Annotated in this window: 20 protein-coding genes; 6 read left to right on the top strand and 14 right to left on the bottom strand. The window is 66.3% G+C overall.

All coding sequences use genetic code 11. The features are described from left to right. The 5 genes from ACILRJ_RS08140 to ACILRJ_RS08120 form a co-directional block, all read right to left on the bottom strand. Positions 1–549, bottom strand: a complete 549-nt coding sequence (locus tag ACILRJ_RS08140) for an RNA polymerase sigma factor (RefSeq protein WP_395682235.1) — start codon at positions 547–549, stop codon at positions 1–3. A gap of 204 nt (positions 550–753) precedes the next feature. Then, the gene (locus ACILRJ_RS08135; protein WP_395682233.1) at positions 754–3558 is read right to left on the bottom strand and encodes a TonB-dependent receptor plug domain-containing protein; all 2805 of its coding nucleotides are present in this window, start codon (positions 3556–3558) and stop codon (positions 754–756) included. 121 nt (positions 3559–3679) lie between these two features. Next, the gene (locus ACILRJ_RS08130) at positions 3680–4621 is read right to left on the bottom strand and encodes a helix-turn-helix domain-containing protein (RefSeq protein ID WP_395682231.1); all 942 of its coding nucleotides are present in this window, start codon (positions 4619–4621) and stop codon (positions 3680–3682) included. 579 nt (positions 4622–5200) lie between these two features. Next, positions 5201–8005: a TonB-dependent receptor plug domain-containing protein gene (locus ACILRJ_RS08125; protein ID WP_395682229.1), complete on the bottom strand. Its 2805-nt coding sequence runs from the start codon at positions 8003–8005 to the stop codon at positions 5201–5203. Between the two features lie 121 nt (positions 8006–8126). After that, positions 8127–9026, bottom strand: a complete 900-nt coding sequence (locus ACILRJ_RS08120; protein WP_395682227.1) for a helix-turn-helix domain-containing protein — start codon at positions 9024–9026, stop codon at positions 8127–8129. 274 nt (positions 9027–9300) lie between these two features. Between ACILRJ_RS08120 and ACILRJ_RS08115 the strand changes: the two genes are divergently transcribed. Next, the gene (locus ACILRJ_RS08115; protein WP_395682225.1) at positions 9301–10023 is read left to right on the top strand and encodes a DUF1223 domain-containing protein; all 723 of its coding nucleotides are present in this window, start codon (positions 9301–9303) and stop codon (positions 10021–10023) included. 438 nt (positions 10024–10461) lie between these two features. Here ACILRJ_RS08115 and ACILRJ_RS08110 read toward each other — a convergent pair whose 3' ends face one another. The 3 genes from ACILRJ_RS08110 to ACILRJ_RS08100 all read right to left on the bottom strand — a co-directional run bounded on the left by ACILRJ_RS08110 (position 10462) and on the right by ACILRJ_RS08100 (position 15547). Beyond that, on the bottom strand, positions 10462–12708 hold the full coding sequence (locus tag ACILRJ_RS08110; protein ID WP_395682223.1) for a winged helix-turn-helix domain-containing protein: 2247 nt from the start codon (positions 12706–12708) through the stop codon (positions 10462–10464). Between the two features lie 129 nt (positions 12709–12837). Further along, on the bottom strand, positions 12838–14808 hold the full coding sequence (locus ACILRJ_RS08105; protein WP_395682221.1) for a M48 family metallopeptidase: 1971 nt from the start codon (positions 14806–14808) through the stop codon (positions 12838–12840). 151 nt (positions 14809–14959) lie between these two features. Continuing rightward, on the bottom strand, positions 14960–15547 hold the full coding sequence (locus ACILRJ_RS08100) for a LemA family protein (protein WP_395682219.1): 588 nt from the start codon (positions 15545–15547) through the stop codon (positions 14960–14962). Positions 15548–15725: 178 nt separating this feature from the next. On the opposite strand from ACILRJ_RS08100, the gene ACILRJ_RS08095 reads away from it, so the two are divergent. Beyond that, positions 15726–17078 carry a serine hydrolase domain-containing protein gene (locus ACILRJ_RS08095; RefSeq protein WP_395682217.1) on the top strand — a complete coding sequence of 451 codons (1353 nt, stop codon included), beginning with the start codon at positions 15726–15728 and terminating at the stop codon, positions 17076–17078. 144 nt (positions 17079–17222) lie between these two features. Here the strand turns inward: ACILRJ_RS08095 and ACILRJ_RS08090 are convergent, their stop codons facing one another. Then, positions 17223–18323 carry an energy transducer TonB gene (locus ACILRJ_RS08090; RefSeq protein ID WP_395682215.1) on the bottom strand — a complete coding sequence of 367 codons (1101 nt, stop codon included), beginning with the start codon at positions 18321–18323 and terminating at the stop codon, positions 17223–17225. A 79-nt stretch (positions 18324–18402) separates the two neighbouring features. On the opposite strand from ACILRJ_RS08090, the gene ACILRJ_RS08085 reads away from it, so the two are divergent. From ACILRJ_RS08085 to ACILRJ_RS08070, 4 genes are read left to right on the top strand one after another with little or no spacing between them, the layout of a single operon-like run. Further along, positions 18403–18930, top strand: coding sequence for a hypothetical protein (locus ACILRJ_RS08085; RefSeq protein WP_395682213.1), 528 nt, complete (start codon positions 18403–18405; stop codon positions 18928–18930). 1 nt (position 18931) lies between these two features. After that, positions 18932–19327 carry a hypothetical protein gene (locus tag ACILRJ_RS08080; RefSeq protein ID WP_395682212.1) on the top strand — a complete coding sequence of 132 codons (396 nt, stop codon included), beginning with the start codon at positions 18932–18934 and terminating at the stop codon, positions 19325–19327. Continuing rightward, positions 19324–19626: a hypothetical protein gene (locus tag ACILRJ_RS08075; RefSeq protein ID WP_395682210.1), complete on the top strand. Its 303-nt coding sequence runs from the start codon at positions 19324–19326 to the stop codon at positions 19624–19626. The genes ACILRJ_RS08080 and ACILRJ_RS08075 overlap by 4 nt, the downstream gene beginning before the upstream one ends. Then, positions 19623–20771 (top strand): AI-2E family transporter, encoded by a 1149-nt coding sequence (locus ACILRJ_RS08070; RefSeq protein ID WP_395682208.1) that lies wholly within the window; start codon positions 19623–19625, stop codon positions 20769–20771. The genes ACILRJ_RS08075 and ACILRJ_RS08070 overlap by 4 nt, the downstream gene beginning before the upstream one ends. Before the next feature lie 383 nt (positions 20772–21154). On the opposite strand, the gene metJ is transcribed toward ACILRJ_RS08070, so the two are convergent. The 5 genes from metJ to ACILRJ_RS08045 all read right to left on the bottom strand — a co-directional run bounded on the left by metJ (position 21155) and on the right by ACILRJ_RS08045 (position 25482). Next, entirely contained in the window at positions 21155–21568 is a 414-nt protein-coding gene (metJ, locus tag ACILRJ_RS08065) for a met regulon transcriptional regulator MetJ (protein WP_395682206.1), read from the bottom strand. Between the two features lie 775 nt (positions 21569–22343). Continuing rightward, positions 22344–22742, bottom strand: coding sequence for a glycine cleavage system protein GcvH (gcvH, locus tag ACILRJ_RS08060; protein WP_395682204.1), 399 nt, complete (start codon positions 22740–22742; stop codon positions 22344–22346). 69 nt (positions 22743–22811) lie between these two features. Continuing rightward, positions 22812–23897, bottom strand: a complete 1086-nt coding sequence (gene gcvT, locus ACILRJ_RS08055) for a glycine cleavage system aminomethyltransferase GcvT (protein WP_395682202.1) — start codon at positions 23895–23897, stop codon at positions 22812–22814. 131 nt (positions 23898–24028) lie between these two features. Continuing rightward, positions 24029–24472 (bottom strand): NfeD family protein, encoded by a 444-nt coding sequence (locus tag ACILRJ_RS08050; protein WP_395682200.1) that lies wholly within the window; start codon positions 24470–24472, stop codon positions 24029–24031. A 29-nt stretch (positions 24473–24501) separates the two neighbouring features. After that, a complete protein-coding gene (locus ACILRJ_RS08045) occupies positions 24502–25482 on the bottom strand; it encodes an SPFH domain-containing protein (RefSeq protein WP_395682198.1) in 981 nt (326 codons plus the stop codon). Between the last annotated feature and the right edge of the window lie 87 nt (positions 25483–25569).

The raw sequence follows: 25569 nt of genomic DNA, 5'->3' as shown, positions 1-25569 counted from the left end.
TCAGTCTTCGAAATCACCGTAACCCAGATCGCGCAGGCGGGTCTTCAATTCATCCATCCCGCGCGACACCAGTTTCCTTGCCGCCTCGACCGAGGGAATCCCCGCGAGGTCGGCGATCTCCTGCAGGGAAAAACCCTGCAGGTTCAACGCGATCGGCAATCGCCGCCGCTCGGGAATCTCGGCCAGGCAGCGCTCCAGGCCTTGCATCTTTTCCACGTCCCCGGCGCTGCGCTCGGGGCCGACCGGTCCTTCACCGAGGTCGGTCGGTTCATCGTCATCGTCCGGCAAGGGCTCCGTGGCGCGAACCTGGGCCCGCCGGAGGGCATCGATTACCGTGCTTGAGACCACCCTCTGCACATAAGACGCATGGAAGGCGCCGGACCGGTCACGCTCAAGGGCATGCCACAGCCGGATGCGGACTTCCTGCTCGACATCGGCCGGATCGATCCCGTGCTTGTCGAGGCCATAGGTCTGCAGCAGCCGCTTGACGCGGGCGCCATAGGCGACGAACAGCTCCTCGAGGCGGGCATGGACGGGATCGCGGGGCATGGGCAGGCCGGAAAGCGGGGCGGCTATGCTCCCCGAGGCGTCCCGGCGAAGCAACTGCCGTATCGGCCTGCCCCTGCTCAGGCGCGCAAGACAGCGGCCGCCAACTGCTGCCGCGGCCTCCTCGACATGCCATCCACCATGGACAAGAAAGGGACCGCGCGGACCAGCCGCGCGGTCCCGAAGGATCGCAGCAACGCAGGACGATCAGAACTTGACGGTCACGCGACCCCAATAGTATCGGCCGATCGGATCGTACGTGTTGATGTCGATGTTCGCGTTGGTGACCGACTGATAGAACAGCGGTGGCTGCTTGTCGCCGACGTTGTCGATACCGATGTCGATGCGCGTGTTGATCGGCTCGATGTCGTAGCCGAACGACACGTTGTGATACACGACCGCTCCGGTCGGCAGGAATCCGCCCGGCAGGAAGCTGAATTGGCCTGCCGTATTCTTCAGGCGACCGATCACGCGCTGCTGCCAATTGGCCGAGAAGGCGCCCATCTGCCAGCCGATGCTGCCTATCGCGCGCCAGCGAGGGAAGCTGCCGTACTGGTTGTTGTACGTGCCTGCCACGTGGTCGTCAATGCCGAGGATCGCAGAGGAGTTGTTGTATTTGGTCAGGTAGGTCGCGTTGAGGCCGAGCGTGAAGTGGCCGAACGCCGTCTCCGGCAACTTGTACACGCCGCCAAAATCCACACCCGTCGCATCGAGACGCCCGAGGTTCTGGTACGTCAGCTGCCTGATCGTCTGGATGCTGTCGCCGGAGAACTGCAGCAGCGCGCAATACGGATTGCTGTCGCCGCCGTAGGAACCGTTGGCGTAGCAGATGTCGACCACGTTCTGGCCGGTAGGACGCACGATGTTGTTGAGCAGGTAGATGCGCCACACGTCTGCGCTCAGCGACAGGCCTGGCAGCCACTGCGGGTCGTACACCACGCCGAAGTCGAACGACTTGCCGTTCTCCGGCTTGAGCGGATAGCCGCCGACGCTCGCGCCGCTGAACACCGTCTCGATCTGCGGGCCCGAGGTCGAGCGCGGCTCACCCGGACCACGGGTGTACGGATCGAACGAGGAACCCACCGGCGCGAATGATTCGGTCGTGTTCGGCGCACGGAACACCGTGCTGACCGTGCCGCGCAGCAGCAGGTCCTCGATCGGACGGTATTCGACGGCCAGCTTCCAGTTGTTGGTGCTGCCGAACGTGCTGTACTTCGACCAGCGGTCACCGCCCGTCAGATACAGGCTGTGGACGAATGGCAGGTCACGCAGGATCGGCACGAATACTTCCGCGTAGGCTTCCTTCACGTTGTAGCCGGCCGTGAACGGCGTCGCGCACAGCGACGACGAGCCGGCCGGACACGTCCCGGTAGCCGGGTCGGTCGTCCTCACCGTATCGTTGTAGTTGCGCACGTAGAACTTGCGGTAGTTGGCGCCTGCAGCCATCGAGACCGAGCCGGCCGGCAGATCGAACAGCGTGCCATTCACGTCCAGGCCGCCCTGTCTCGAAGTCGACAGCGCACCCGCGTCGGAGTTGAGCGAGTAGAAGTGCTGCAGGGCATACGCCGTATTCGGATCGTTCTGGTCGAACAGATTGAGGCAGTTCTGCGGCGTGACGGTAACGCCCGGGGTCGGGAGCGTGCAGTCGCCCGACAGGGCGAACGCCATCGACGACGCATTGAGGTAGTTGAGGTTCTGGAACAGTCCCGCGGTGTGTCCGTAATTGCCCCACAGGTCGTACTGCCAGTCGCTGCCGAAGATGTTCCCGCGCAGGCCGACGCGCGCCTGGTCAGTGCTCGACTGGAATTTGATCACGCGCGGACCGAGCGCCTTCAGGCGGATCTGCACGTTCTCGCCATTCGGCGAGGCACCTTCGCCGGCACCGATGTCGATGCCGAACGGGTTGTACGGGTTGTCGGCGCTGAGGGTCAGGCCGGTGTTGCTGAAGATCAATGGCACTTCGGCGCCCTGGCCGGCCGTACGCGTCGCATTGTGGAAGACCTGCATGTAGGCCTCCATCGAATCGGTAAGCTTGTAGCTGCCGTTGAGGAAGAAGTTCGTGCGTTCCTGTGGCGTCGTGATCAGGTTGAGGCTCTGGTAATTGTAGGTATCGGTCGGACCCGCGGGATCGCCGGGACCACGGAAGCAACGGTAGCCCGCAGGGGCGCCGTTGCCGCCCGGTGCCGACGGATCGAAGGTGCCGTAACCGTAGTAGCTGCAGTTGGCGAACTGCGGAAAGTTCGTGAACGAGCCCCCCGGCGAAGCGACCGAGCCTGCCGGAACGACGCCGGAAGGAAGGAAGAACAGTGGCGTTGCGGAGAATGCGCGATGCCCGGCCAGGATCTGGTCGGTCTTGTTGTAGTCGATGCCGCCGACCAGGCTGCCCTTGTCGGACATCTGGCCGAAGGTGAACGAGAAGCCCTTGCGCGCGCCGTCATCATGGTCGCTGATGCCGTAGTTCAGCTGGATTTCCGCGCCCTGGTAATCCTTGCGCAGGATGATGTTCACGACACCGGCGATCGCGTCCGAGCCGTACACCGCCGAGGCGCCATCGGTCAGCACTTCGATGCGCTCGATCGCTGCAGACGGAATCGCGTTTACGTCGGGATTGATGACACGCTTGCCGTCGACGAGCAGCAGCGAACGGTTGGTGCCGAGGCCGCGCAGCGAGATGAACGAACCACCCGTACCGCCGCCGTTGTTCACGTTCGGGTTGTTGGCGTTGCCGGCGATCGTCGGCAGCTGCTGCAACAGGTCACCGACGGTCAGCTTGCCCGATTTCTGGATCTCGGCGCGGTCGACGGTGATGACCGGGTTCGAGGTTTCGATGTCGACGCGACGGATGTTCGAACCCGTGACCGTGATCGTGTCGAGTTTCTGCGTACCGCTGTCCTGTGCCGCATCCTGCGCGACCGCGGACGCGGCGAAACCGAGGGCAAGCGTCGACAAACCGACGGTGCCGGAGGTTCGCAGCACCTGGTTGATCGCGCTTCGAAGCAGTGCGTTTGCCATGTTCTTCTCCAAAATGTCCGAAGGACTGCCGCGAATGGCAATCTGCTTCGCACATTAAAAAGATGTGAAGGCTTCGCCTTGGCAGGGCGCACGGCGCCAATTTGCGAAAATTGCGCGCTCGCTAGGCCGCGACTGCGTCGCGTGATGCGGCGAGCTTGCGCGCGGCGCCGGCGGTGATGCCGAAACGCTGGCGGAACAGTCGCGAGAATGCACTGGCGTTCTCGAAACCGCTCTCGAGGGCGATCTCGTTGATCGCCAGTGGACTGACGCGCAGGAGACGACGCGCGCGCTCGAGTCGTTGGCGGATCAGGAATGCGTGCGGCGTCTCTTGGTACACCGAACCGAAGGCGCGGATGAAGTGCGAAGGTGAGTAGTTCGCCATGCGCGCGAGTTCGTCATTGTCGATCTCGAGGTGGCAGTTCGAGGCCAGGTAGTTGCGCACCCGCTGCAGGCGCACGAATACCTGGCGTCGCTGCGCATGCGTGCGCCCGGGACAACGCGCGATCGCTTCGGCGAACCCCGCCTGCAACCCGGCGATCCGCTCGAGCACGTTTTCCACCGCGATTTCCACGGCGTTCTCCGCCGCGACTGCGCGAGCAAGTGCTACGGCGCGGTGTCGCAGGTCGCGGTCGATCGCATACCGGGCCGGGAACAGCCACGCCTGGGCGGCGGGAACGCCCAGGCGCCCATGCATGACCTGCCGCCACACGCCGGGCGGGGCGAGCAGTGCGATCCACAACGAGTGCCCGCGACCGACTGCATACGCGCAGGCATCGGCCTCGGTCACGCGTGCCTCGCCGGTGCCGAGCAGGCTGTCGCCGCCGTTGCCCACCTGGACGCGACCGCGCAGCGGAATCCAGATGATGGATGCCGCCCTGTCCGTGCGCAGTTGGCAGCCGCGACCACCGCCGACCACGGCGACGATGCCCTTGTGTGCGGATGAGGGCACGATGGCACTCATGTCCATGCTCGCCCCATGCCCGATCCACTTCGAGGCAACGGGCAGACGCACCTCACCCACCCTGCCGACTTTCCTGCCGGTATCGCGAAGTGTCGAGATCATTTCGATCATCCGGTGCTCCTTCGATTGCATGGGATGGATTGATCCCATGTGCCGATGCTGCGCGTCCACGAACTTTCGACGTGGCGTTGCGGGCTTGCGTCGAGCGGAATGGGAGACCGCGATGGGCGGCTCGACGCATGGCCAGTGCTGCGCGCAGCCGTGTGCAGGCCGAATGCTTGCTGGCCACGTCGGATGCATCGGCGAGGGAATGATCCTCGTCGGCGAATCGGCGTGCTCCGCATGTTGGCCGCGATGACTGCCGCCAGCGAGTCCGGCGGATTCATGCATTGCGCGTCGTGCCGAAAGCGAATCGACTCCGCCATCACCCGTCCTCCGTACTCCGACCGACCAGGGGAAATCGGCAGCCGTTGCGAAGGCGCTCGCAGCCGGTCCGCGATCGAAGCCTAGGACGTTCACGCCAACTAGTCAACGAGGCGCTTCGTACGTCAATGTACGTCTAACGGGCGTCGCGGGGACGTGACGCAAGGAAAAGGCCACGCGGCATCGCCGCGTGGCCCTCGGTGGGAGGATTCGATCGACCGCCGACTTGCCGGCGGTCGGTCGGTTGGTTGCCGGGCTTCAGAACTTCACGGTCACGCGCCCGAAGTAGAAGCGGCCGATCGGATCGTAGGTGTTGATGTCGATGTTCGCGTTGACCGTCGACTGGTAGTACAGCGGCGGCTGCTTGTCGCCGAGGTTGTCGACGCCGATGTCGATGCGCGTGTTGATCGGCTCGATGTTGTAGCCGAACGACACGGCGTGGTACGTGACCGCACCGATCGGCAGGAAACCGTCCGGCAGGCCACGGAACGCGTTGACGTTGTTTTTCAGGTGGCCGATGTAGCGCATCTGCCAGCTGGCCGAGAAGTCGCCCATCTGCCACGACACGCTGCCCAATGCACGCCAGCGCGGGAAGGTGCCGAACTGCGTGTTGAACGCGCCGGCAACATGCGATGTCGGGCTCGCCGGCACCGCGTTGTTGTACTCGGTCAGGTACGTCGCATTCAGGCCGAGCGAGAAGTTGCCGAACGAGGTCTCCGGCAGCTTGTAAACGCCCGCGAAGTCGACACCCTTGACGTCGAGGCGGCCGAGGTTCAAGACCGACACGCCGCTGATGTTGGTGATCGTGCCCTGCGCATTGAGGTTGATGTAGCCGCAATACGGATTGCCCGGATCGTAGGCGTGCGTCGGGATGTAGCACAGGTCGACGATCGTCTGCCCTCTCGGACGCTGGATGTTGTCGTTCAGGAAGATGCGCCACAGGTCGGCACTCAGCGACAAGCCCGGCAGCCACTGCGGGTCGTACACGACGCCGAAGTCGAACGACTTGCCTTGCTCCGGCTGGATCGGGAAGCCCGATACCGCGGCGCCGGAGAAGATCGTCTGCACCTGGTTGTTGGCGGTCGAACGCGGTTCGTTGTACGCCGGGTTGAACGTGTACGAGTCGAACGAGCTCGACGTGCCGGTGAAGAGCTCCGCCGTGTTCGGCGCGCGGAACACCTTGCTGATCGTTCCACGCAGCAGCAGGTCTTCGATCGGGCGGTACTCGACCGCAAGCTTCCAGTTGTTGGTGCTGCCGAAGGTGTTGTACTTCGACCAGCGATCGCCGAGCGTGACGTTGAGGCTGTGCACGAACGGCAGGTCCTTGAGCACCGGCACGAATGCCTCGACGTAGGCTTCCTTGACGTTGAAGCCGCCCGTGTACGGGGCGTTGCACAGCGATGCCGAACCGGCCGGGCAGGTATTGGTGACCGGATCGGTCAGCGTGACGGTGTCGGCGAACTGGCGCAGGTAGAACTTGCGGTAGTTCGCGCCCGCAGCGACGCTGACCTGGCCCGCCGGCAGGTCGAACAAGGGGCCGTTGAGGTCGAGGCCACCCTGGCGTTCGGTCTGCAGGCTGCCATTGTCGACGCCGAGCGAATAGAACTGGTGCAGCAGCGTGGCAGTGTTCGGGTCGCGCTGGTTGAAGATGTCGAGGCAGGTATTGGTGTCCATCGGCACGCCCGCCTGCGGCAGGTTGCAGTTGTCACCGAGCGCGCGCGCAGCGCCCGCCGCGTTGAAGTAGTTGATGTTGCGGAACACGAACGACTGATGGCCATAGTTGCCCCACAGGTCGTACTGCCAGTCGGTACCGAACAGGCTGCCCTTGATGCCAAGGCGCGCCTGGTCGGTCTTCGAACTGAAGTTGATGATGCGTGGGCCGAGCGCGGTCAGGCGCACGCCGAAGTCGTAGCCGTCTGCCGAACCCGCGCCGACGTCGACGCCGAACGGGTTGTACGGGTTGCCTGCGGTGACCGTGACGCCGGAGGGACCGAACTGGATCGGCAGCGGTGCCAGTTGTCCGGCGGAGTTGGTGCCGTTGTGGAAGACCTGCATGTAGGCGTCGGTCGAATCGGTCAGCTTGTAGCTGCCGTTGAGGAAGAAGTTGGTGCGTTCCTGCGGCGTGGTGATCAGGTTGATCGGCGCGAAGTTGAACGTGTCGCCGGTGCTCGTCGTCGATGCCGGCTCGTAGCAACGGTAACCCTGCGGGATGCCGCCGCCGCCCGGCGCGCTCGGATCAACCGTGCCGTAGCCGTAGTAGCTGCAATTGGCGAATTGGGGCAGGCCGACGAAGAAGCCGCCCGGCCCCGTGAACGAACCGGCGCGACGCACCGCGGTGCCGGTACGGTTCAGCGACAGCGAGTACTGCGAGAAGTCGCGGTGGCCGGCGAGGATCTGGTCGGTCTTGTTGTAGTCGATGCCGCCGATCAGGCTGCCCTTGTCGGAGGTCTGGCCGAACACCACGGTGAAGCCGCGGCGGGCGCCATCGTCGCGATCGGAAACGCCATAGTTCAGCTGGATTTCCGCGCCCTGGTAGTCCTTGCGCGTGATGAAGTTGACCACGCCGGCGATCGCGTCGGAGCCGTACACCGCCGAAGCGCCGTCGGTCAGGACTTCGATGCGTTCGATCGCGGCGCTCGGGATCGCGTTGACGTCGCCGTTGGTGATGCGCTTGCCGTCGACGAGTACCAGCGAACGGTTGCTGCCAAGGCCGCGCAACGAAATGAACGCACCGCCTGTGCCGCCGCCGTTGTTGACGTTCGGGTTGTTCGCCATGCCGGCGATCGTCGGCAGCTGCTGCAGCAGGTCGCCAACCGTGAGCTTGCCGGACTTCTGGATCTCGGCGCGGTCGACCGTGATGACCGGGTTGGACGTTTCGATGTCGACGCGACGGATGTTGGAACCCGTCACGGTGATGGTGTCGAGCTTCTGCGTATTCGTGTCTTGCGCGGCGTCCTGCGCGACCGCGGGAAGCGCGATGCCGAGGGCAAGCGTCGAGGCTCCGGCGATTGCGTAGTTGCGCAATGCATTGTGGATGGCATGTCGGAGCAGTGGGTTTGTCATGTTGTTTTCTCCAGTCAAGCGATGGACGGCCGCCGCTGCGGCAATGTCATGCGAACCTTAAAAACCCGTGAAGTCGGCGCGGTGCCGATGCCGGGCAGCACGCGTTGCAGGATTTGCGCTTTCATCGAGACGCGGCCGCGAGAGGCACGCCGGCGCCAGCGCTTGCCTGCCGACGCACCGTGCCGGCGGTGACTCCGAAGCGCTGGCGGAACAGACGCGAGAACGCGCAGCGGTTCTCGAAACCGCTCGCCAGTGCGACCTCCGCGATCGCCAACGGGCTCGCGCGCAGCATGCGGTGCGCGCGCTCGAGGCGCTGTCGCACGAGGTAGGCGTGCGGCGTCTCCTCGTACGCGGCGCGGAATGCGCGGATGAAATGCCACGGCGAGTAGCTCGCCATGCGCGCGAGCGCCTCGTTGTCGACATCCAGGTGGCAGTTCGCGGCGAGGTAATTGCGCACGCGCTGCAGGCGCAGGAATACCTGGCGACGCTGGGCATAGGTTCGCCCGGGACAGCGCGCGATGGCGTCGGCGAATTGTCCCTGCAGGGCGACGATGCGATCGAGCAACGCTTCGGCGGGCGCTTCGGCAGACGTCCCGACGGCCGCGCGCGCCAGCGCGATCGAACGCCGTCGCAGGTCGTGGTCGGCCGGATGCCGCGCCGGCAGCAGCAGTGGTTCGGGCACCGGGTTGCCGAGCAGGCCACGCAGTGCGTTGCGCCACGCCGTCGGCGTGCCCGCGATCGCGACCCAGATCGCGTTGCCGCGACCGATCGCATGCACGCGCGGCTCGGTCTCGGTGACGCGGGTTTCGCTTGGATACGCGAGCGCATCGCCACCGGACCCGAGTTGCAGGCGTCCGCGCAGCGGAATCCAGATCGCCGCGACCGGCCCTTCGATGCGCAGCACGCAGCCACGGCCGCCGCCATGGATGACCGCCAGCGCGGGCTCGCGTCCGACCGCGATCGTGCGGGCAGCGAGTTCGAGGCTCGTGCCGTGGGTGAGATGGTGATGGATGATGTGCATGCGACCTCCGCAGGAACGACCGGCGTCCTGCATAGGACCGATCGCCAGCGGGGTCAGGAAATTGTTGCGAGGTTCTCGCGAATTCGATCGATGGAATTCGCGAAGCGGTTTCCGATCATGGGCTTGCAGGCGGCGCCGGCAGACGATGCGAAGTCCCGCGCGGACACCGGTTGCGTCCCGAACCAGCGCAATTGCATCGACAGGCGCGCAGCATCGGCAACCATCCGCGCGGCGCCCGCACTAGGCTGGAGCGAATCCCGCGCGAGGTCGATCGATGCACAACCGCCTGTTTGCATGCCTGCTGGCCGCCGTTCCCGTCGCAGGCTCCGCTGCCTGCGTCGCGACCGGCGCCGGAGACCGTCCGCACCTGGTTGAGCTGTACACCAGCGAAGGGTGCAGTTCGTGTCCGCCGGCCGAGCGTTGGCTCAGCGCATTGCGCGGCAAGCCGGGCTGGGCCGGGCTGGAATACCACGTCGACTACTGGGATACCAAGGATTGGCATGACCCGTGGGCGGATGCGCGTTTCGCGAAGCGCCAGAAGCGGCTCGCGCAACAGGATCGGCGCGGCATCCTCTACACGCCGCAGGTCGCGGTCGACGGTCGCCTGTGGAAGGACTTCCCGAAAGGCGCGCCGCCACTGCCGGTCGAAACCGACGCGTCGGTGCTGAACCTTTCGGTCACCCGCGCGGCTGCGACGTTGAAGGCGAAAGTGGAAACCGCTGACGGCAAAGGCAGCGAGCGCGTGTTCATCGCCTTGGCCGAAGATGGTCTTTCGAATGCGGTCGATGGTGGCGAAAACCGCGGCAAGACCTTGCGCCACGACCACGTCGTGCGCGCGTTTGCCGGTCCGCTGCCGATGGGCACCAGCGAGGTCGAGCTCGAGCTGCCGAAGACGCTCGATCTTGCGAACGCGAACGTCGTTGCGTTCGTGCAGGACGAGCGCGACGGCTCGGTGCTGCAGGTGGTGCCCTTGGCGCTGGGGGCGTGCTTGCCCTGACACCGGGAACTGCTCTGTCGTTTTCCGACCCGCGTGGCCGACCATCCGTGTCACACCGGAAGTTGCTCGTGCATTTCCGATCCACATGGACGTCGGGAGTGTTCGCGGATGCCGGGAGCATCCGTGGACCGGTGTACCGACCATCCATGGTCACACCGGAAATTGCTCCTGCATTTTCGACCCGCATGGACGTGGGGAGTGTTCGCGGATGCCGGGAGCATCCGCGGACCGGTGTACCTACCATCCATGGTCATAAAAATAGCGGACCCGGGGTCCCGATCCCGTGGTCCGCCAAGGGTTTTGCACTTCGATGCTGTGACACATCTGCCCGTTGGAGGGCGCGACTAGAGTGCACGCTGCGCGCGCGGCGCGGGTTGCGGGAATCTCCGACAGGAATGACGGAAATTGCGCGTCTGCGTGCAAATGCGGTCGCGCAGCTCAGCGTGCCGAAGGCTCGCTGCGGGTCAAGTGGAACATGCCGACGTCGGTGTCCTCGGTGCCGAATGGCACGATCAGGATCTGCTTGCGGTCGGGCATCACGCTGAAGTCGAGGTTGCGCATGATCGCGTCGAGCGTGCCGATCACGCGGTCGTTGCCGCTGGCCGGATCGAACTCGTGCAACTTCGAGCTCTTCTCCTCGATGTCGGACAGATACCAGAGGCGACCGTCGACGATGCGCCAGGCAAACGCGCCGTCCGGCAACCGCCCGGCGACGAGCTGACTGGCGCCGCTGTCGAGGTCGGCGCGGAACAGGCGCCCGCCGGTGGTTGGTTCGTAGTAGACGACATCCTTCGCCGGATCGGCCTCGATGATGCCGACCGCTTCGGCGAGCGTGTCGCGCGTTTCTTCGGGGGTGCCGGGATGGCGCACGCGCAGCAGGCGGTTGTCGCGCCCGGAGGTGCCGGCGATCCACGCGTAGGTATCGGCAGCGCCGGGCACGCCGAGCAGCACGTTCTCCTCCGGGCGCGACAGCACGCGCCGGCGGCGACTGGCGAGGTCGATCTCGATCAGGTGCCGCCCCTGCGCATCGTTCTCGACGGCAACCACGCGGGTGCCTTGCGCGTTCCATTGCGGCGAAGTCACCCCAGCGTCGGCGCGATCGGTCAGCGGCAGCGCGGTCGCGGCCTTCAGGTCATACAGCCATAGCTGGTACTGGCCGCTCCGATCGGACACGAACACGACGCGGTCGCCGTCCGGCGACACGCGCGGCGCGGCATCGCTGCCGGTGGATGTCGCCAGCGCGCGGGGTGTCGCGTTCGCGTCCGCGTACGCGACCATCGACAGCGCGCTGCGCGTGCGCGGGATCTCGTAGACCACCGTGTCGGTCGCGCGCGCGGTGTCGGGGTACTCGGCGGGCGAGACACCTAGCGCCTGCAGCGCGCCGCTTGCCACATCGACGGTGAACAATGCCATCGGCCCGGCGTGGCCAGAGGCGAACACCAGCGCGCGTCCGTCACGCGTCCACGCATAGCCACGGATGCGGGTCGCGAGATGCGTGAGCTGGTGCACCGCGCCGCCGGAGGCGTCCATCACGAACAGGTCGCTGTAGGGCGCAAAGCCACGCCGGAACGCGATCGTGCGCCCATCCGGCGAATAGCGCGGTTCGATGTCCTGGTCGAGCGCGTCGCGCTGGTAGTCGAAGAACGTCCTGCTGCCGGATTCGAGATCGAGGCGCATTAGGCGGAACCCGTCCTGCTCGTCGTCGGCGCGCCCGGCGGAAACCAGCGCGCGGCCATCCGGCGTCCAGTCGTAATAGTTGCTGAAGTAGCGACGGCAACGCCCGATCTCCCGCTCGCTGCCACCGAGGCTGGAGGCGACGTGCATCGTGCAGCCGGCGCCATGCAGGCGCTCGTAGGCGATGCGCGCACCGTCCGGCGACCACACCGGCAATGCTTCGTGCTCGTTGCGTCCCGGGGTCAGGTGCACGAGCTGCGACGGCTCGAGCGTGCGCACGACGATGCGGTCGAAGCCCGTGCTCGTGTCGAGCAGCCCGAACGCGATGCGCGAGCCGTCGGCGGAAATGTGCGGACGGCGTTCGGCGCCGGGATCGGACGTCAGCGCGCGCGCCTCCGACACGCGCCATGGATGCGCGGCGGTCGCCGGTGCGCCGGCGGTACCCGCTGCAGGCGCGAGCCGGTTGCGTGCAGCCGGCACCAGCAGTGCAGCCGCGACCACTGCGATCGCAAGCAACACGACCAGCAGGGTCGTCCTGCGCCTGCTGCGCGCCGGCGCGCGTTCGCGCACCGCCGTGGCCGGCGCGATATCGTCATTGATCGACGGCTCGGCAGAGTCAATGAACAACGCACCCTCATCCGGCTCCAGCAACTGCACGCGCGCGATCAGCCGGTAACCGACCCTCGGGATCGTCTCGATGTAGCGCGGCGGCCGGCTGTCGTCGGCGAGCGCGCGGCGCAGCTCCGTGATCGCCTGGTTCAGCACGTCGGGCGTGGTGAAGCGGCCGGTCCACACGCGCTCGAGCAGCTGGTCGCGCGTGACCGTGCTGCCGGCGTGGCGCACCAGTTCGATCAAGACCGCGACCGCCTTGCCGGTCAGGCGCGGCAGCTCCGGTCGCGTCGCCACGCGCAACGCGCCGACGTCGACGATCTGCTCGCCGACGCGCAGGCGCAGGTTCGGTCGCGCCAGCAGTTCGTCGGTCGCGCGCTGCGGGGAGATGTGCAGGTTCATGCGCTCGCTTCTACCAGATATCGCTCGTCGGGAACGCGTCGTGCGCAACAATGGCAACCCAGCCACGCAGCCGATGCAACGCGGCGCGTGCTCCCGTGCTTGCGACCATACACCGGTCGCGATGCGACGTCAGTGCGCAACCTGCAGCAATGGCGGCAGCGGGCAATGCAACGACGCACAGATCGTTCGCAGCAATTCCGATTCCGCGACGCTGACCATGCCGTCCGCGCTGATCGCGCGCGTCAGCGCCGCGACAACCAGTTCCTTCCCGGGTGCGCCGAGGCGATCGAGCTTCGGCAACGCGCGATCGAGCGCTGCCATCCAGTCCGACGGCGGCGCATGCACGAGCTTCGCGGCCGGCAGCGCTTCGCCGAGGCCGAGCGCATATGCGCGTTGCGCTGCGGTGGCGTCGTCGTGGCCGAACTGCGCGACGATCGCGAGCACATCTTTCAGCTCGGCCTCGACCTCGGCCAGCTTCGCACGGCCGATCACGCGGCTGGACGCCGGATCGAGCGCCTCGAGGACCTGCGCGCCGAGCAGCCGCGCAAGGCAGTACTCGTCGAGGGTCACGTGTCCGTCGGCAGCGATCAGCTCGTGCAGGGTCGCGATGAACAGGTCGAGCTGCGCGCGCGGTCGCCGCCGCAATGCGGGAAACGCCAGCGCGGCGAGCGGCAGGCGCTGCATCGGATGCAGGTCGGCCACCGCTTCGCCGAGTTCGCGCGCCAGCGCGGCGGTGCCTGCATAGAGGCGCTGCGCGACCAGGTCGAGCTGGCGCGCGCGCAGGTCGGCGTCCTCGTTCAACACGAGCGCATACAGCAAGGGGATCGCCTGCTTGGCTTGCACCGCGGCCTCGCGCAGGCGGCCGGGAATGCTCTTGCGCAATGTGCGCGCGGCGACGTGGTCGTCCTTGCCGGGATTGCCGACCTGGCGCACCACGCCAACCGGCGCGATGCGCAACTGTGCTCCCGCCGCGGGCAACGGCATCGATGAAGCGCGCGACGTTGAAGGCTTCGCGTTGGCCGGCGAGAAGCCGGAGATCGACAGGCCCGGCGCGTCGAGGTCGTCGACCAGCACCGGCTGCGACCACGCCGCCGCGATCGCCTTGAGTTCATCGCTGCGGAACGACGGTTCGAGGCGACGGATGCGATCGAGCAGCGGCGGGTGGGTCGCGAACCATGCGGAATAGCCGACGCCATCGCCGAACAGCATGTGCGCGACCTCTTCCTTCTCGCCGCTGTCGAGCGTCGATCCCTCGGCGAGCGCACCGATCTTCTTCAGGGCGCCGGCGATGCCTTCGGTCTGGCGCGTGAACTGCACTGCCGAAGCGTCGGCGAGGAATTCGCGCTGGCGTGAAATCGACGCCTTGATGATGCGGCCGAACACGACGCCGACGTAGCCGGCCGCGGCGAGCGAGAGGCCGAACATCACCGCGCCGCTCGCATCGCGCCCGCCGCGACCGGCGCCCTCGGCGATCTTGCGGCCGATCACCGACACCACGAGGATGCCGAACACGACGCCCACGAGGCGGATGTTCAGGCGCATGTCGCCGTTGAGCAGGTGGCTGAACTCGTGCCCGATCACGCCCTGCAGTTCCTCGCGCGTGAGCTTGTCGAGCGCGCCGCGCGTCACCGTGATCGCGGCATCGGCCGGCGCGTAGCCGGCAGCGAACGCGTTGATGCCGCGCTCGTCCTCCAGCACGAACACCTGCGGGACCGGCACACCGGCGGCGATCGCGAGCTCTTCAATGACGTTGCGCAGGCGCCGGTAGGTGAAATCGCCCGTGTCGTTCGGGACTTCACGCGCGCCCAGTTGCGCGGCGACCGCAGCGCCGCCGCCGCGCAAGGTAGCGATGCGATACAGCGAACCGGAACCGATCACACCGAGCACCAGCAGGCTCAGGACCACGAATCCGCCAGGCCCGGCGCGGCCATGCCCGAAACCAAGCAGCACGACCGCGTCGATCAGCAACACGATGGAGACGACCGCAAGCGCGAACAGCACGAGCATGCGTCGCGTCTGGCGGCGCGCGAGGTCCTGGTGCGCGAAGAAATTCATCTTCTCCCCCTCGCTGCCGGGGAGAAGGCCGGTGTGACGTGCCATGCAGGAGCGCGGCGCCTGTGCATGACGAAGTCGTCGCTCCGATCACCCCTCGTCCAATCCTTCTCCCCGCCGGGTTGAAGGAGATCGGGTGCCGTGCGGATTCGCACGCTCGACGATACGGCGTACGGGAGGCCCATGCTTCGACCCGATGTCAGGTGAATTGCACTTTGGGCACTTCGCGCTTCTGCTCCGATTCGATCTTCAGCAGTTCGGCCGGCAGGAACGCGAACATGTTCGCGAAGATCGAGCCGGGGAACATCTCGCGGCGGTTGTTGTAGGACATTACCGAGTCGTTGTACGCCTGACGCGCGAACGCGACCTTGTTCTCGGTCGAGGTCAGCTCCTCGCTCAGCTGCATCATGTTCTGATTCGCCTTGAGGTCAGGGTAGGCCTCGCTCAATGCGAACAGGCGGCCGAGTGTCTGGGTCAGTGCATTGTCGGCACCCGCCAGTTGCTGCATCGCGGCGGCGTCGCCCGGATTCGACTTCGCGGCGGCCAGCCCGCTGACGGCGGAGTTGCGCGCCTGGATGACGGCTTCAAGCGTCTCGCGCTCGTGCTTCATGTAACCCTTGGCAGTCTCGACCAGATTCGGGATAAGGTCATAGCGGCGCGTGAGCTGGACATCGATCTGCGCGAACGCGTTCTTGTAGCCGTTGCGGCCGGCGACGAGGCCGTTGTAGATGCCCACCAGCCACAGGGCCAGGGCCGCCAGGATGACCAGCAGGACGATCATGCTCATTCCAACCCTCCGATGCGTGTAGCTGAATGATGGCGGACGTCCATCACGATTTGCGGACGCGGTACACGAAAAACAACAAGCTGTGCAACGTGCAGCCCATTCGACTTGGCAAGTATCCTGCTAGAATCAAGGCGTTTCGAGCATAACACGAGGGTCCTTCGAGGCCCCGGAGACTGAATTGAGCAGCACCCCACGCGCCCTGGTCGCCCTCGTTGCGGCAATTGCAATTGCCCTGTCCGCTTCCGTCGATGCCGCCGGCCGGCCGAAGAAGGCGCATGCGAGCCAGCGCGCTCCACACGGCGCCGCGCACGCGAAGTTCCCCCGCAAGGCGATCGCCACGACGCGTCCTCGCGTGCATGCCGAGCCTGTCATCCCGGTACCGCTGGCCGATCCGCGCGCGGTCGCGCACGACAGCGCAGCGATCGCGCGCGAGTTCGACACCTGGCTCGCTGCGGTGGGTGAATCGGGTGGTGTCGCGGGACTCGCCGCGACGGTCGTGAAGGACGACAAGGTCCTGCTCGAACGCGGCATAGGCTATGCCGACTGGTCGACCGGCGAGCCGGTGCACGCCGACACCGTATTCCGCCTCGCCTCGCTGTCGAAGGCGTTCGCCGCCGCGATGACCGGCCTGCTGGTCGAGAACGGTCGCCTGCAGTGGGACAGCAAGGTCGGCGACATGTTGCCCGCGTTCACGCTCAGCGATGTCGACGGCGCCCAGCGCCTGACCGTGCAGGATATCCTCAGTCATCGCGTCGGCCTGCCGCACAATACCTATGACACCTTGCTGGAACAGGACGAACCGTACGAGCTGCTCGTCGATCGCCTGAAGGAAGTACCGATGGCGTGTCCGGTCGGCGCCTGCTATGCCTACCAGAACATCGCCTTCAGCCTGGTCGGCGACGTCGTGTTCGCGACTACCGGCGACTTCTATTACCACCAGGTCGAAAAGCGCCTGTTCCGCCCGCTCGGCATGACGACGGCGACCTATGGCCGCGACGCACTCGAAAGCTCGAAGAGCTGGGCGCGTCCGCACCACCACTTCGGAAGCAGCTGGTCGCCATTCGTGCCGAATGAGGCGTACTACCGCGTGGCGCCGGCGGCTGGTGTCAACGCGAGCATCCGCGACATCGAACAGTGGCTGATCGCGCAGATGGGCGGTCGCCCGGACGTGCTGTCGCCGGCGTTGCTCGACACGCTGCACAAGCCGCTGATCGAAACCGAACGCGAGCTGCGCGCGACGCCGTGGAAGCGCGGTCGACTCAAGGACGCGCAATACGCACTCGGCTGGCGCATCTACGACTACGCCGGCGAGACCCTGATCTTCCACGCCGGCGCGGTGCAGGGGTACCGCGCGATGATCGCCTTCCTGCCGAAGTACCGCTTCGGCGCGGCGATGCTGTGGAACAGCGAGTCGGGCTTGCCGGCCGGCCTGATGCCGATGCTGTTCGATCGCTATCTCGGCCTGCCGGAAGTCAACTGGGCCGGCATCGACCATGACGATGCCACCGAAGCAAGCGGCAACGCGGACTGACGCGGGCAACAAGAGCGTGCGGCCGACGCGTGTCGCAAACTGACGATGCACGCGCAGTGCTGACACATCGTCGTTTGGCGATGCGGTGTTGACGGCACGCGTTGATCGGCGCGACGGCGCATGCCGCCGCCGCGCCGCGATGCTTCAGTTGCCGAGCTTGAACTCGATGCGACGACGCAGGGTCGACGCGACGGCCTGGCCGTTCTCCATCTTCGGATCGAACTTGGCGCGCTGCACCGCGCTGACCGCTTCGCGGTCGAACACGCGCGCCGGCTCGGACGCGGTCACATGCGCGTTCTGCACCGAGCCATCGGCACCGACCGTGAATTCGACTTCGACCCAGCCATCCTGGCGATTGCGTACAGCCGCCGGCGGGTACGACGGACGCGGTGGCGTCAGCACTCGTACCTCGCGCGATTCGCCGGCCGGCGCAACCGGCGCAGGCGGTGGCGTCGCCTTCGCGACTTCGGTCGGCTTGGGCGCGGCAGCCGCGGCGGGTGCTTCGCTCGCGGTTGCGGGCGCGGTGGTACCGCCCGCGGGCGCAGCAGCGGATGTCTCGGCCGTTGCGGCGGTGGTGTCGCCGGAAGCGGCTGGCGCCTGCGCGGTTCGCGTCTTGGCCGCTTCTGCGGCCGCATCCGCCACCGCCTTCTGCGCGAGGTCGCGATCGTTCTGCTTCTTCTTGAGGTCGAGCTTGCTGCGCAGGATCGTCAGCGTGTAGTTGCTCGGATCGGCTTTCGCCAGCAGCGCCATGATGCGGCCCGCCTCGTCGAAATTGCCCTGGTTGATCTGGTCCTCGACGCCCGCGGTCGCGAAGGGGAAGATCTCGCGCAACGCGTCCTTCGCGCCGGTGTCGTCGGGCTGCTTGGCAAGGATGCGCAGGTAATATTCCAGCGCGTTCTTGCCGGCCGGAACGACCATGCGATTCTCACTCATCGCCGAGCGCGCTTCCTTGTAGAGCTGGTCGACGGTGAGATCGGCATCACCCGCCTCCGGCGCCGGAACCTGCGACGCATCCGGCGCCGCGGTGGTCGATGCCGCCGGCGCCGTCGTGGTGCCGGTACTCGCCGGACCGGAACCCCCGAGGTACCACCAGGCGCCGATCGCGAGCAGCGCGATGATGCCGATGATGACGATGAGCTGCGCCGCCGCCAGCCCGCGCATGCGGGCCGGGGCGCCACCGCGCATCGTGCGCACGGCTGCTGTTGCATCGATGGACGTGGTGCGTTGGCCGATGAGTTCCGGCATGTCCCAACCCTCCCGCTGCTTTGATATGGAGCACGCGGAAACCGCGCGCGAGACTAAACCTATACCCCCTGAATGCATAATGCACGCCATGCAGCGACGGCACCTCGTCCGAGGTGCGTTCAGAATCGCTTGCGTAAGCTTCCGCTGCGAATCGTCGCGTCGCAAGCACCCCGGTGCCGAAGACCCGGCGCTGCGACGTCCGGCGGCGCAAATCCAGCGCCGGCGGACTGCCGAACCTTCCCGCGTCAGCGGGTTCCTTGGTGCGGCCCGGCCCCGTCTGGCCGCACTCTCTCCTGAGGAGAAACGTCCCATGGCAAGCGTACGAGAAGTCAAGCAGCAACTGGGCGATGCCGGCGAAGCAGTCGCGGATGCCGCCGAAGAGAGCATCGAGGCGACCCGCGGCGAGCTGCGCCGCCTGCGTGCGAAGCTGCGCGCGAACGGCGCGCATCTGGAACAGGAACTGCGCGACGCGGGTGAACGTTTCGCGGAAGGCGCCAAAACGTTCGGTAGCGCCGCCACCGAGCAGGTGCGCGCGCACCCGCTGGCTGCTTTCGGCATCGCGTTCGCTGCCGGGTTCGTCCTGTCCCGCGCGCTGCGTCGTCGCTGACATGGACGCGCAGGGGGCGGATGAAGGGGGCGGCGGCATCGAGCGGGATTTCGATGCCGCACGCACTGCATTCGACCAGGCGATGCGCGTCGCCCAGGCGGCGCTCGCGCTGCTGCGCGCCGAGCTCAGTCTCGCGCGCAGCAGCGCCTTGCTGCTCGTCTGGCTGTCGTTCCTGCTGGTCTTCCTCGGCGTCGGCGCCTGGCTCGCGGCAAGCGCGGCGATCGCCGTCGGCGTGTACCAGCTCAGCGGCAACCTGTTCCTCGGCATCGGCAGTGTCGCCCTCGCCAACGTGATCGGCGGCGTTGCGGTCCTGTTCGCGATGCGCGGCTGCTGGCGCGAACTCACGTTGCCACGCACGCGCCGCGTACTCGCCGGCATCACCGAGGCGCGCGCGTGAGGCGGCGCGAGCGCCGACTCCGGCTCGCGATCGCCGAGCGGCGTCTCGCGGATGCCACTGCGGGCTTGCACGCGTCGACGGCACGCGTGCGCGCACGCATCCATCGCCACGGTCCTGTCGCGCTGCTCGGTACCGGAGCCGCAGCGGGCGCCGTCGCGGGCCTGCTGCCGCTCGGCGGCGTGATGCGCATCGCGCGTGGGCTGGCGAGCGTGGGCATGTTGCTTTTGCGCGTTCCCGTCAACGCCTGGATCGGTGCATTGCGCATGCATGATCGCCCGCCCACCGAGGAGCGCGCATGATGACGACCGCAAACGAGGACTCTGCAGGGCAGCCCGCCGCGGTGGTTGCGCACGTTGCGGGCGTGTCGCCGGCGCCCGTCGTCGTCGACGAAGCCGCTGCGACCACGCCGCAGGAAACGCTGGTGCGTCTGTGCGCGACGATCCTCGCCGTGCTCATCGCCTATACCTGCGCGCTCGCCGAAGCGCTGATCGTGCCGATCCTGCTCGCGATCCTGCTCGGCCTGATGTTCGCGCCGCTGGTAAGGGGGCTCGAACGCTGGCGGGTTCCGCGGCCACTCGGCGCACTGGTCGCGATCACGATTGCGATCGCCGCCGCTGCCGGCGCGTTCTTCGCACTCGCGGCGCCAGCGCGCACCTGGATCGCGCGCATGCCGCGCGCGCTCGAGCACCTGCAGTCGGCGCTGCGCGACCTGCGCCGCCCGCTGCAGGCGGCGAGCGAAGCGACGCGCGAACTCGGCAAGCTCGCCAACATGGGCGGCAGCGAACCGATGCAGGTGGTCGATTCCTCGTCCGGCGTGCTCTCGCAGCTAGCCAGCACCGCCCCGACCGTGCTGGCCGGTGCATTGGTCGTGCTGTTCCTGACTTTCCTGTTCCTGCTGCACGGCGATGCGCTGCTGCGCAAGTTCGTGACCCTCGCGCCGCATCTGCGTGCCAAGCGCGACCTCGTGCAGGCGACGCGCCAGGCGCAGCACGAGCTGTCGCTGTACATGATCACGATCACTCTGATCAATCTCGCGCTCGGTCTTGCCACCGCGGGTGCGCTTGCGCTGCTGCATGTCCCCGACCCCTTGCTGTGGGGAGGGCTCGCCGCGCTGATGAACTACGCACCCTTCATCGGACCCTTGCTGACCGCGTGCGTGCTTGCGGTCGCCGGGTTCGCCGAGTTCACCACGCCGCTGCATGCACTCGCCGCACCCGCTGCGTTCCTCGGCCTGCACCTCGTCGAAGGACAACTGGTGACGCCGCATCTGGTCGGGCGTCGACTCGCGCTGGATCCGGTGATGGTGTTCCTGGCGCTGGTGGTACTCGGCTGGGTATGGGGCGTTGCCGGTCTGCTGCTGGCAGTGCCACTGATGAGCTGCGCGAAGATCATTGCGGGGCGCAGCGAGCACGGGTACACCGTCGCGACCCTGCTGTCGCACTGACCCATTCCGGACAACTGCTGTCACCCCGCTACTGCGAGTGCAGCGGGCGAAGGGGCGTGGCGAGCGCGAAGCGCGACTGAAGAAACAGGGGGCCGGCGACTTCGGATCCGGCGCAAAGGCATGCGCGCGCCACCGGCAAGCGGAGCAGCTCGATCGAAGGGAGGGGAAGTCGGCGCGGAAGGAGGAAAGGCTGCGGAGAAATCCTCTCCCTGCGCTGGGCGTATCCGCAGGGAGAGGCGAGTCTCTTTCCGATGGTGCTTGTTGTTGCTTGCTACGTGTTGCGTGTTGCAGATCACTTCTTCGGGCCGCTTCGCGACCAGGTTCCGGTCGCGAAGCTGTAACCCTGGACCGTCACGTCGGAGACGGACGACCCGACAGTGGCATTACTTCTTCTTTGCAGCCTTCTTGACGGCCTTCTTGGCCGCCTTCTTGGCCGCCGGCTTCTTCGCAGCGCCCGTCTTGCGGGCCGTTGCGGTCTTCGCCTTCGCCGTGGTCTTGCGCACCGCCTTCTTGGCGGCCTTCTTGGCGGGTTTCTTCTTTGCAGCTGCTTTCTTCATGGCCATATCGCGTCTTAGCTCCTCGTCAGTTGGCAGTGGTTGCCCAGTAAAAGCGTGAAGGAATGCTTCGCACAGCAGATCGCTGTTGGTGGCGTGCCGCAGGTTTCCGACCTGGCGGCGGGTCCGTTCGTCGGACAGAAGCTTGAGAATGTGAAAGGGAACCGACACCGTGATTTTCTTCACCGACCCGGCCTTCGCGCCGTGTTCAACGTAGGGGACGATGAAGCGTGTCGCAGTCATGTTTCCTTTATTTGTTTGTCACGCCGGCGCAGAAACTATTACTGTCCCAAGCGCGTGTCAACAAATTTCTGAGGGGAAACAAGAGGTTCCCGAACCGCCTCCAAGCGCCCTCCGAGCCCCTCCCGAGCCACGCTAAACACGCTCAATGTGCACTTTTTACTAAGGACGTCCAGACGTCTTAACGTCTGTAAATAGCGCATTAAAAGAAGCGTGTGAAAGCCCGGAAAGCTAGGCGTGGCGCGGCTTTGCGGGTTTTCCACCTTGCCGATTTCGAACTTGCGGCGGACGCATAACGCAACGATGCAGATGCTTGACAAGCGTGGAAGCGCGCGGCTCGCGTGGCGCCACCAGATGCCTCAACGGCGGGTGAACGGCGGAAAAAATATTTTTCGGTTTCGCCTCTTCCGGGGGCGTCGAGGCCGGATTGCGGTGCCGATCGGCATCCTCGACTCGGATCGATCGGGGCGTCGCCAGCACTCGCGACGGAGTCATCGCGACGACGTTCGATGCATCGATCGAGCAACCTTCGGCACGCTCTCGAAGATGATGCGAGCACGACTGGTGAGTCCACACACGGGCGCATCGACGTGTGGATCGTCACCGTGATGCAACCGAGTTGCGCGACTCGTGATGCACCTCGACTGTCAAAAGGGCGGCAAGCAGGAGCAGCGGAGCAAGCTCCGCTCGACCAGCGCAAGGCCACGCAAGCAGACATGAAAAAGGGCGCGCCATTGGCGCGCCCTTGGATTCAAACCCGGAGACTTCGGAACAGGGATCAGTGTTCTTCGCTCTCGATCAGCTCCGCGTATGCGTCCGGGTCGAGCAGTTCTTCCTGATCCTCGGCCAGATTGTCCGGCTTGATCACGAACAGCCAGCCATCGCCGTAGGCGTCCTCGTTGATCGTCTCGGGCTTGTCCGGCAGTGCCTCGTTGACCGCGACGATCTCGCCCGACACCGGCGCGTAGACGTCGGACGCGGCCTTCACCGACTCGACCACGGCGCAGGCATTGCCGGCCTTGACCGTGTCGCCGACGCTCGGCAGTTCGACGTAGACGAGATCGCCGAGCAGGCCTTGTGCGTGGTCCGAGATGCCGCAGGTCACCGTGCCCTTGTCCTCGACGCGCGCCCATTCGTGGGACTTCATGAACTTCAGATCACCGGGAATCTCTTGCATGACACGGGTCCTTGGGTAGTCAGCGGAACGGATTCTAGCAACGGGAAACGTACAACGCGACGAGTGGGCTCAAACGCCTTCGCAAGGCTTGCCGTCGCGCACGAACGGGTACTTCACTACACGCACCGGCACCAGCTTGCCGCGGATGTCCGCGTGCAGCATTCCGGTGGCGCCAGCCGGTACGCGCGCGAACGCGATCGACTTGCCGAGCGTCGGCGAGAAGCTGCCCGAGAGGATCTCGCCATCGCCCTGCGGCGTCGCCACCCGCTGGCCGTGGCGCAGGACGCCCTTGTCGTCCATCACGAGACCGACCATCACGCGGTGATCGCCGGCGGCCTTCTGCCGCTCGAGCACGTCGCGCCCGATGAACGCGCGGCCTTCGTCGAGCGCGACGGTCCAGCCGAGGTTCGCCTCCCACGGCGACACCGACTCGTCCATGTCCTGGCCGTACAGGTTCATGCCCGCCTCGAGGCGCAGCGTGTCGCGCGCGCCGAGTCCGCAGGGCGCGACGCCGGCATCCTTCAGGCGGTTCCACAACGACACCGCGTCCTGCTCCGGCACGATGATCTCGAAACCGTCCTCGCCGGTGTAGCCGGTGCGCGCGATGAACATGCCGTCGCCCTCGCTGGCGACGAACTTGCCGATCTTCGCCGCCTTCGCGCGCGTATCCGGCGTCAGCAGGCCGAGCACCTTGTCGCGCGCGTTCGGCCCCTGCACCGCGATCATCGCGAAATCGGGCCGCTCGGTGACCTTCACGTCGAATGCCGCCGCCTGCTTTTCGATCCAGGCGAGGTCCTTGTCACGCGTGGAGGCGTTCACGACGACGCGGAAGAAGTCTTCGGCGAGGAAGTACACGATGAGGTCGTCGATCACCCCACCCTGCTCGTTCAACATGCACGAGTAGAGCGCCTTGCCGCTCACCTTCAGTTTGTCGACGCTGTTCGCGAGCAGGTGGCGCAGGAATTCGCGGCAGCGCGCGCCGTGCAGGTCGACCACGGTCATGTGCGATACGTCGAACATGCCGGCATCGCGGCGCACCGCGTGATGCTCCTCGATCTGCGAGCCGTAGCTGATCGGCATGTCCCAACCGCCGAAGTCGACCATCTTCGCGCCGAGCGCGCGGTGGGTGTCGTTGAGGATGGTCTTCTGGGTCATCGTCGGGTCCGTTCCGGGTATGCGGGATGCGCATTATCGCGGCAGTGGGGGATCGTGTCTGCGCTCCGCGGGCAACGCGGGATTTCCGCCCGGGGCAGGCACCGGCGGACGGGATCGCCCGCACGACGCGCTCACGCCACCGGTTTCACCGTGAACGTGGTGCCCTGCACCGAAACGATTTCGACTTCGCTGCCAACGGCGAGGTCCGGCCCCTCGACCAGCCACTGGCCGTCGCCGACCTTGACCTTGCCGCGGCCATTGACGATCGCCTCGACCACGACGACCCGGCGCCCGACCATGCGCTCGCCGCGCTTGTTCAAGAGCGGTTGGTCGTCGCGCTGCTCGGCGAGCGGGCGGATGAATCTCCAGTACACCGCACACGCCGCGATCGCGAGTGCGCCGAACAGGATCGCCTGGCCGAGTGCGGGCAACGCCGGAAAGATCCAGGTGAGGATGCCCATCAGGCCGGCGGCGATGCCGATCCAGAGCAGGAAATAGCCGGGCGCGATCATTTCCGCACCGATCAGCACCAGTGCGAGCACCCACCAGCCATAGTTGTCGACGAAATTGTCCATGAGCATGTCTCCAACGGGTCCGGAGCGGATCAGCGCTGATCCGGCGGTGGGACGCGCGGCGGCGCGGGCGCGCGCGGGGGTGCCGACGCGCGCGGCGCGCCCTGCTCCGCCAGGGCATTCTTCGCCAGCTCGGCGATGCCGGCCAGCGAGCCGAGCACGCCGGTCGCCTCGATCGGCAGCAGCAGCATCTTCTGGTTCGGCGAATCGGCCATCGCCTTGAGCGCCTCGATGTACTTGTTCGCGACGAAGTAGTTCAGTGCATTGACGTCGCCGCCGGCGATCGCGGCAGACACGACTTCGGTCGCCTTCGCTTCCGCAGAGGCAAGACGCTCGCGCGCCTCGGCCTCCCGGAACGCGGCTTCCTTCTGGCCTTCGGCGGCGAGGATCACCGACTGCTTCTCGCCTTCGGCCTTGAGGATCGCGGCCTGGCGGAAACCTTCCGCATCCAGGATGTTCGCGCGCTTCTCGCGCTCGGCCTTCATCTGGCGCGCCATCGAGTCGACCAGGTCGCGCGGCGGCTGGATGTCCTTGAGTTCGATGCGCGTGACCTTGAGGCCCCACGGATGGGTCGCCTCGTCGACGACCTTGAGCAGCTTGGCGTTGATCTCGTCGCGCTTGGACAGCGATTCATCGAGGTCGAGCGAGCCGAGCACGGTGCGGATGTTGGTCATGATCAGGTTGATGATCGCGACTTCCAGCTGCGCGACTTCATACGCCGCCTTCGCCGCATCGAGCACCTGGTAGAACACCACGCCGTCGACCTTGACGACCGCATTGTCCTTGGTGATCACGTCCTGCGAAGGAACGTCGAGCACCTGCTCCATCATGTTCATCTTGCGCCCGACGTTCTGCATCACCGGGATCAGCAGGTGGAAGCCCGGCGTCAGCGTATGCGTGTACTTTCCCCAGCGCTCGACCGTCCATTCGAAGCCCTGCGGCACGATGCGCACCAGCTTCGACAACAGGATCACTGCGACGACGACGACGATCAGCGGCAGATACAGTCCCATGGCGCTCTCCCCGGATTGGACGACCAGTATAGCCCCGCGCCCCACTCGCGCACCGGCGACCGCAGCGGAGTGCGAACAGAGCGGAGC

The organism is Dokdonella sp., from assembly GCF_044227025.1.
Classification (GTDB): Bacteria; Pseudomonadota; Gammaproteobacteria; order Xanthomonadales; family Rhodanobacteraceae; genus Dokdonella_A.
Note: the sequence above shows the minus strand (reverse complement) of the source record. Positions and strands in the feature narration are given on the sequence as shown.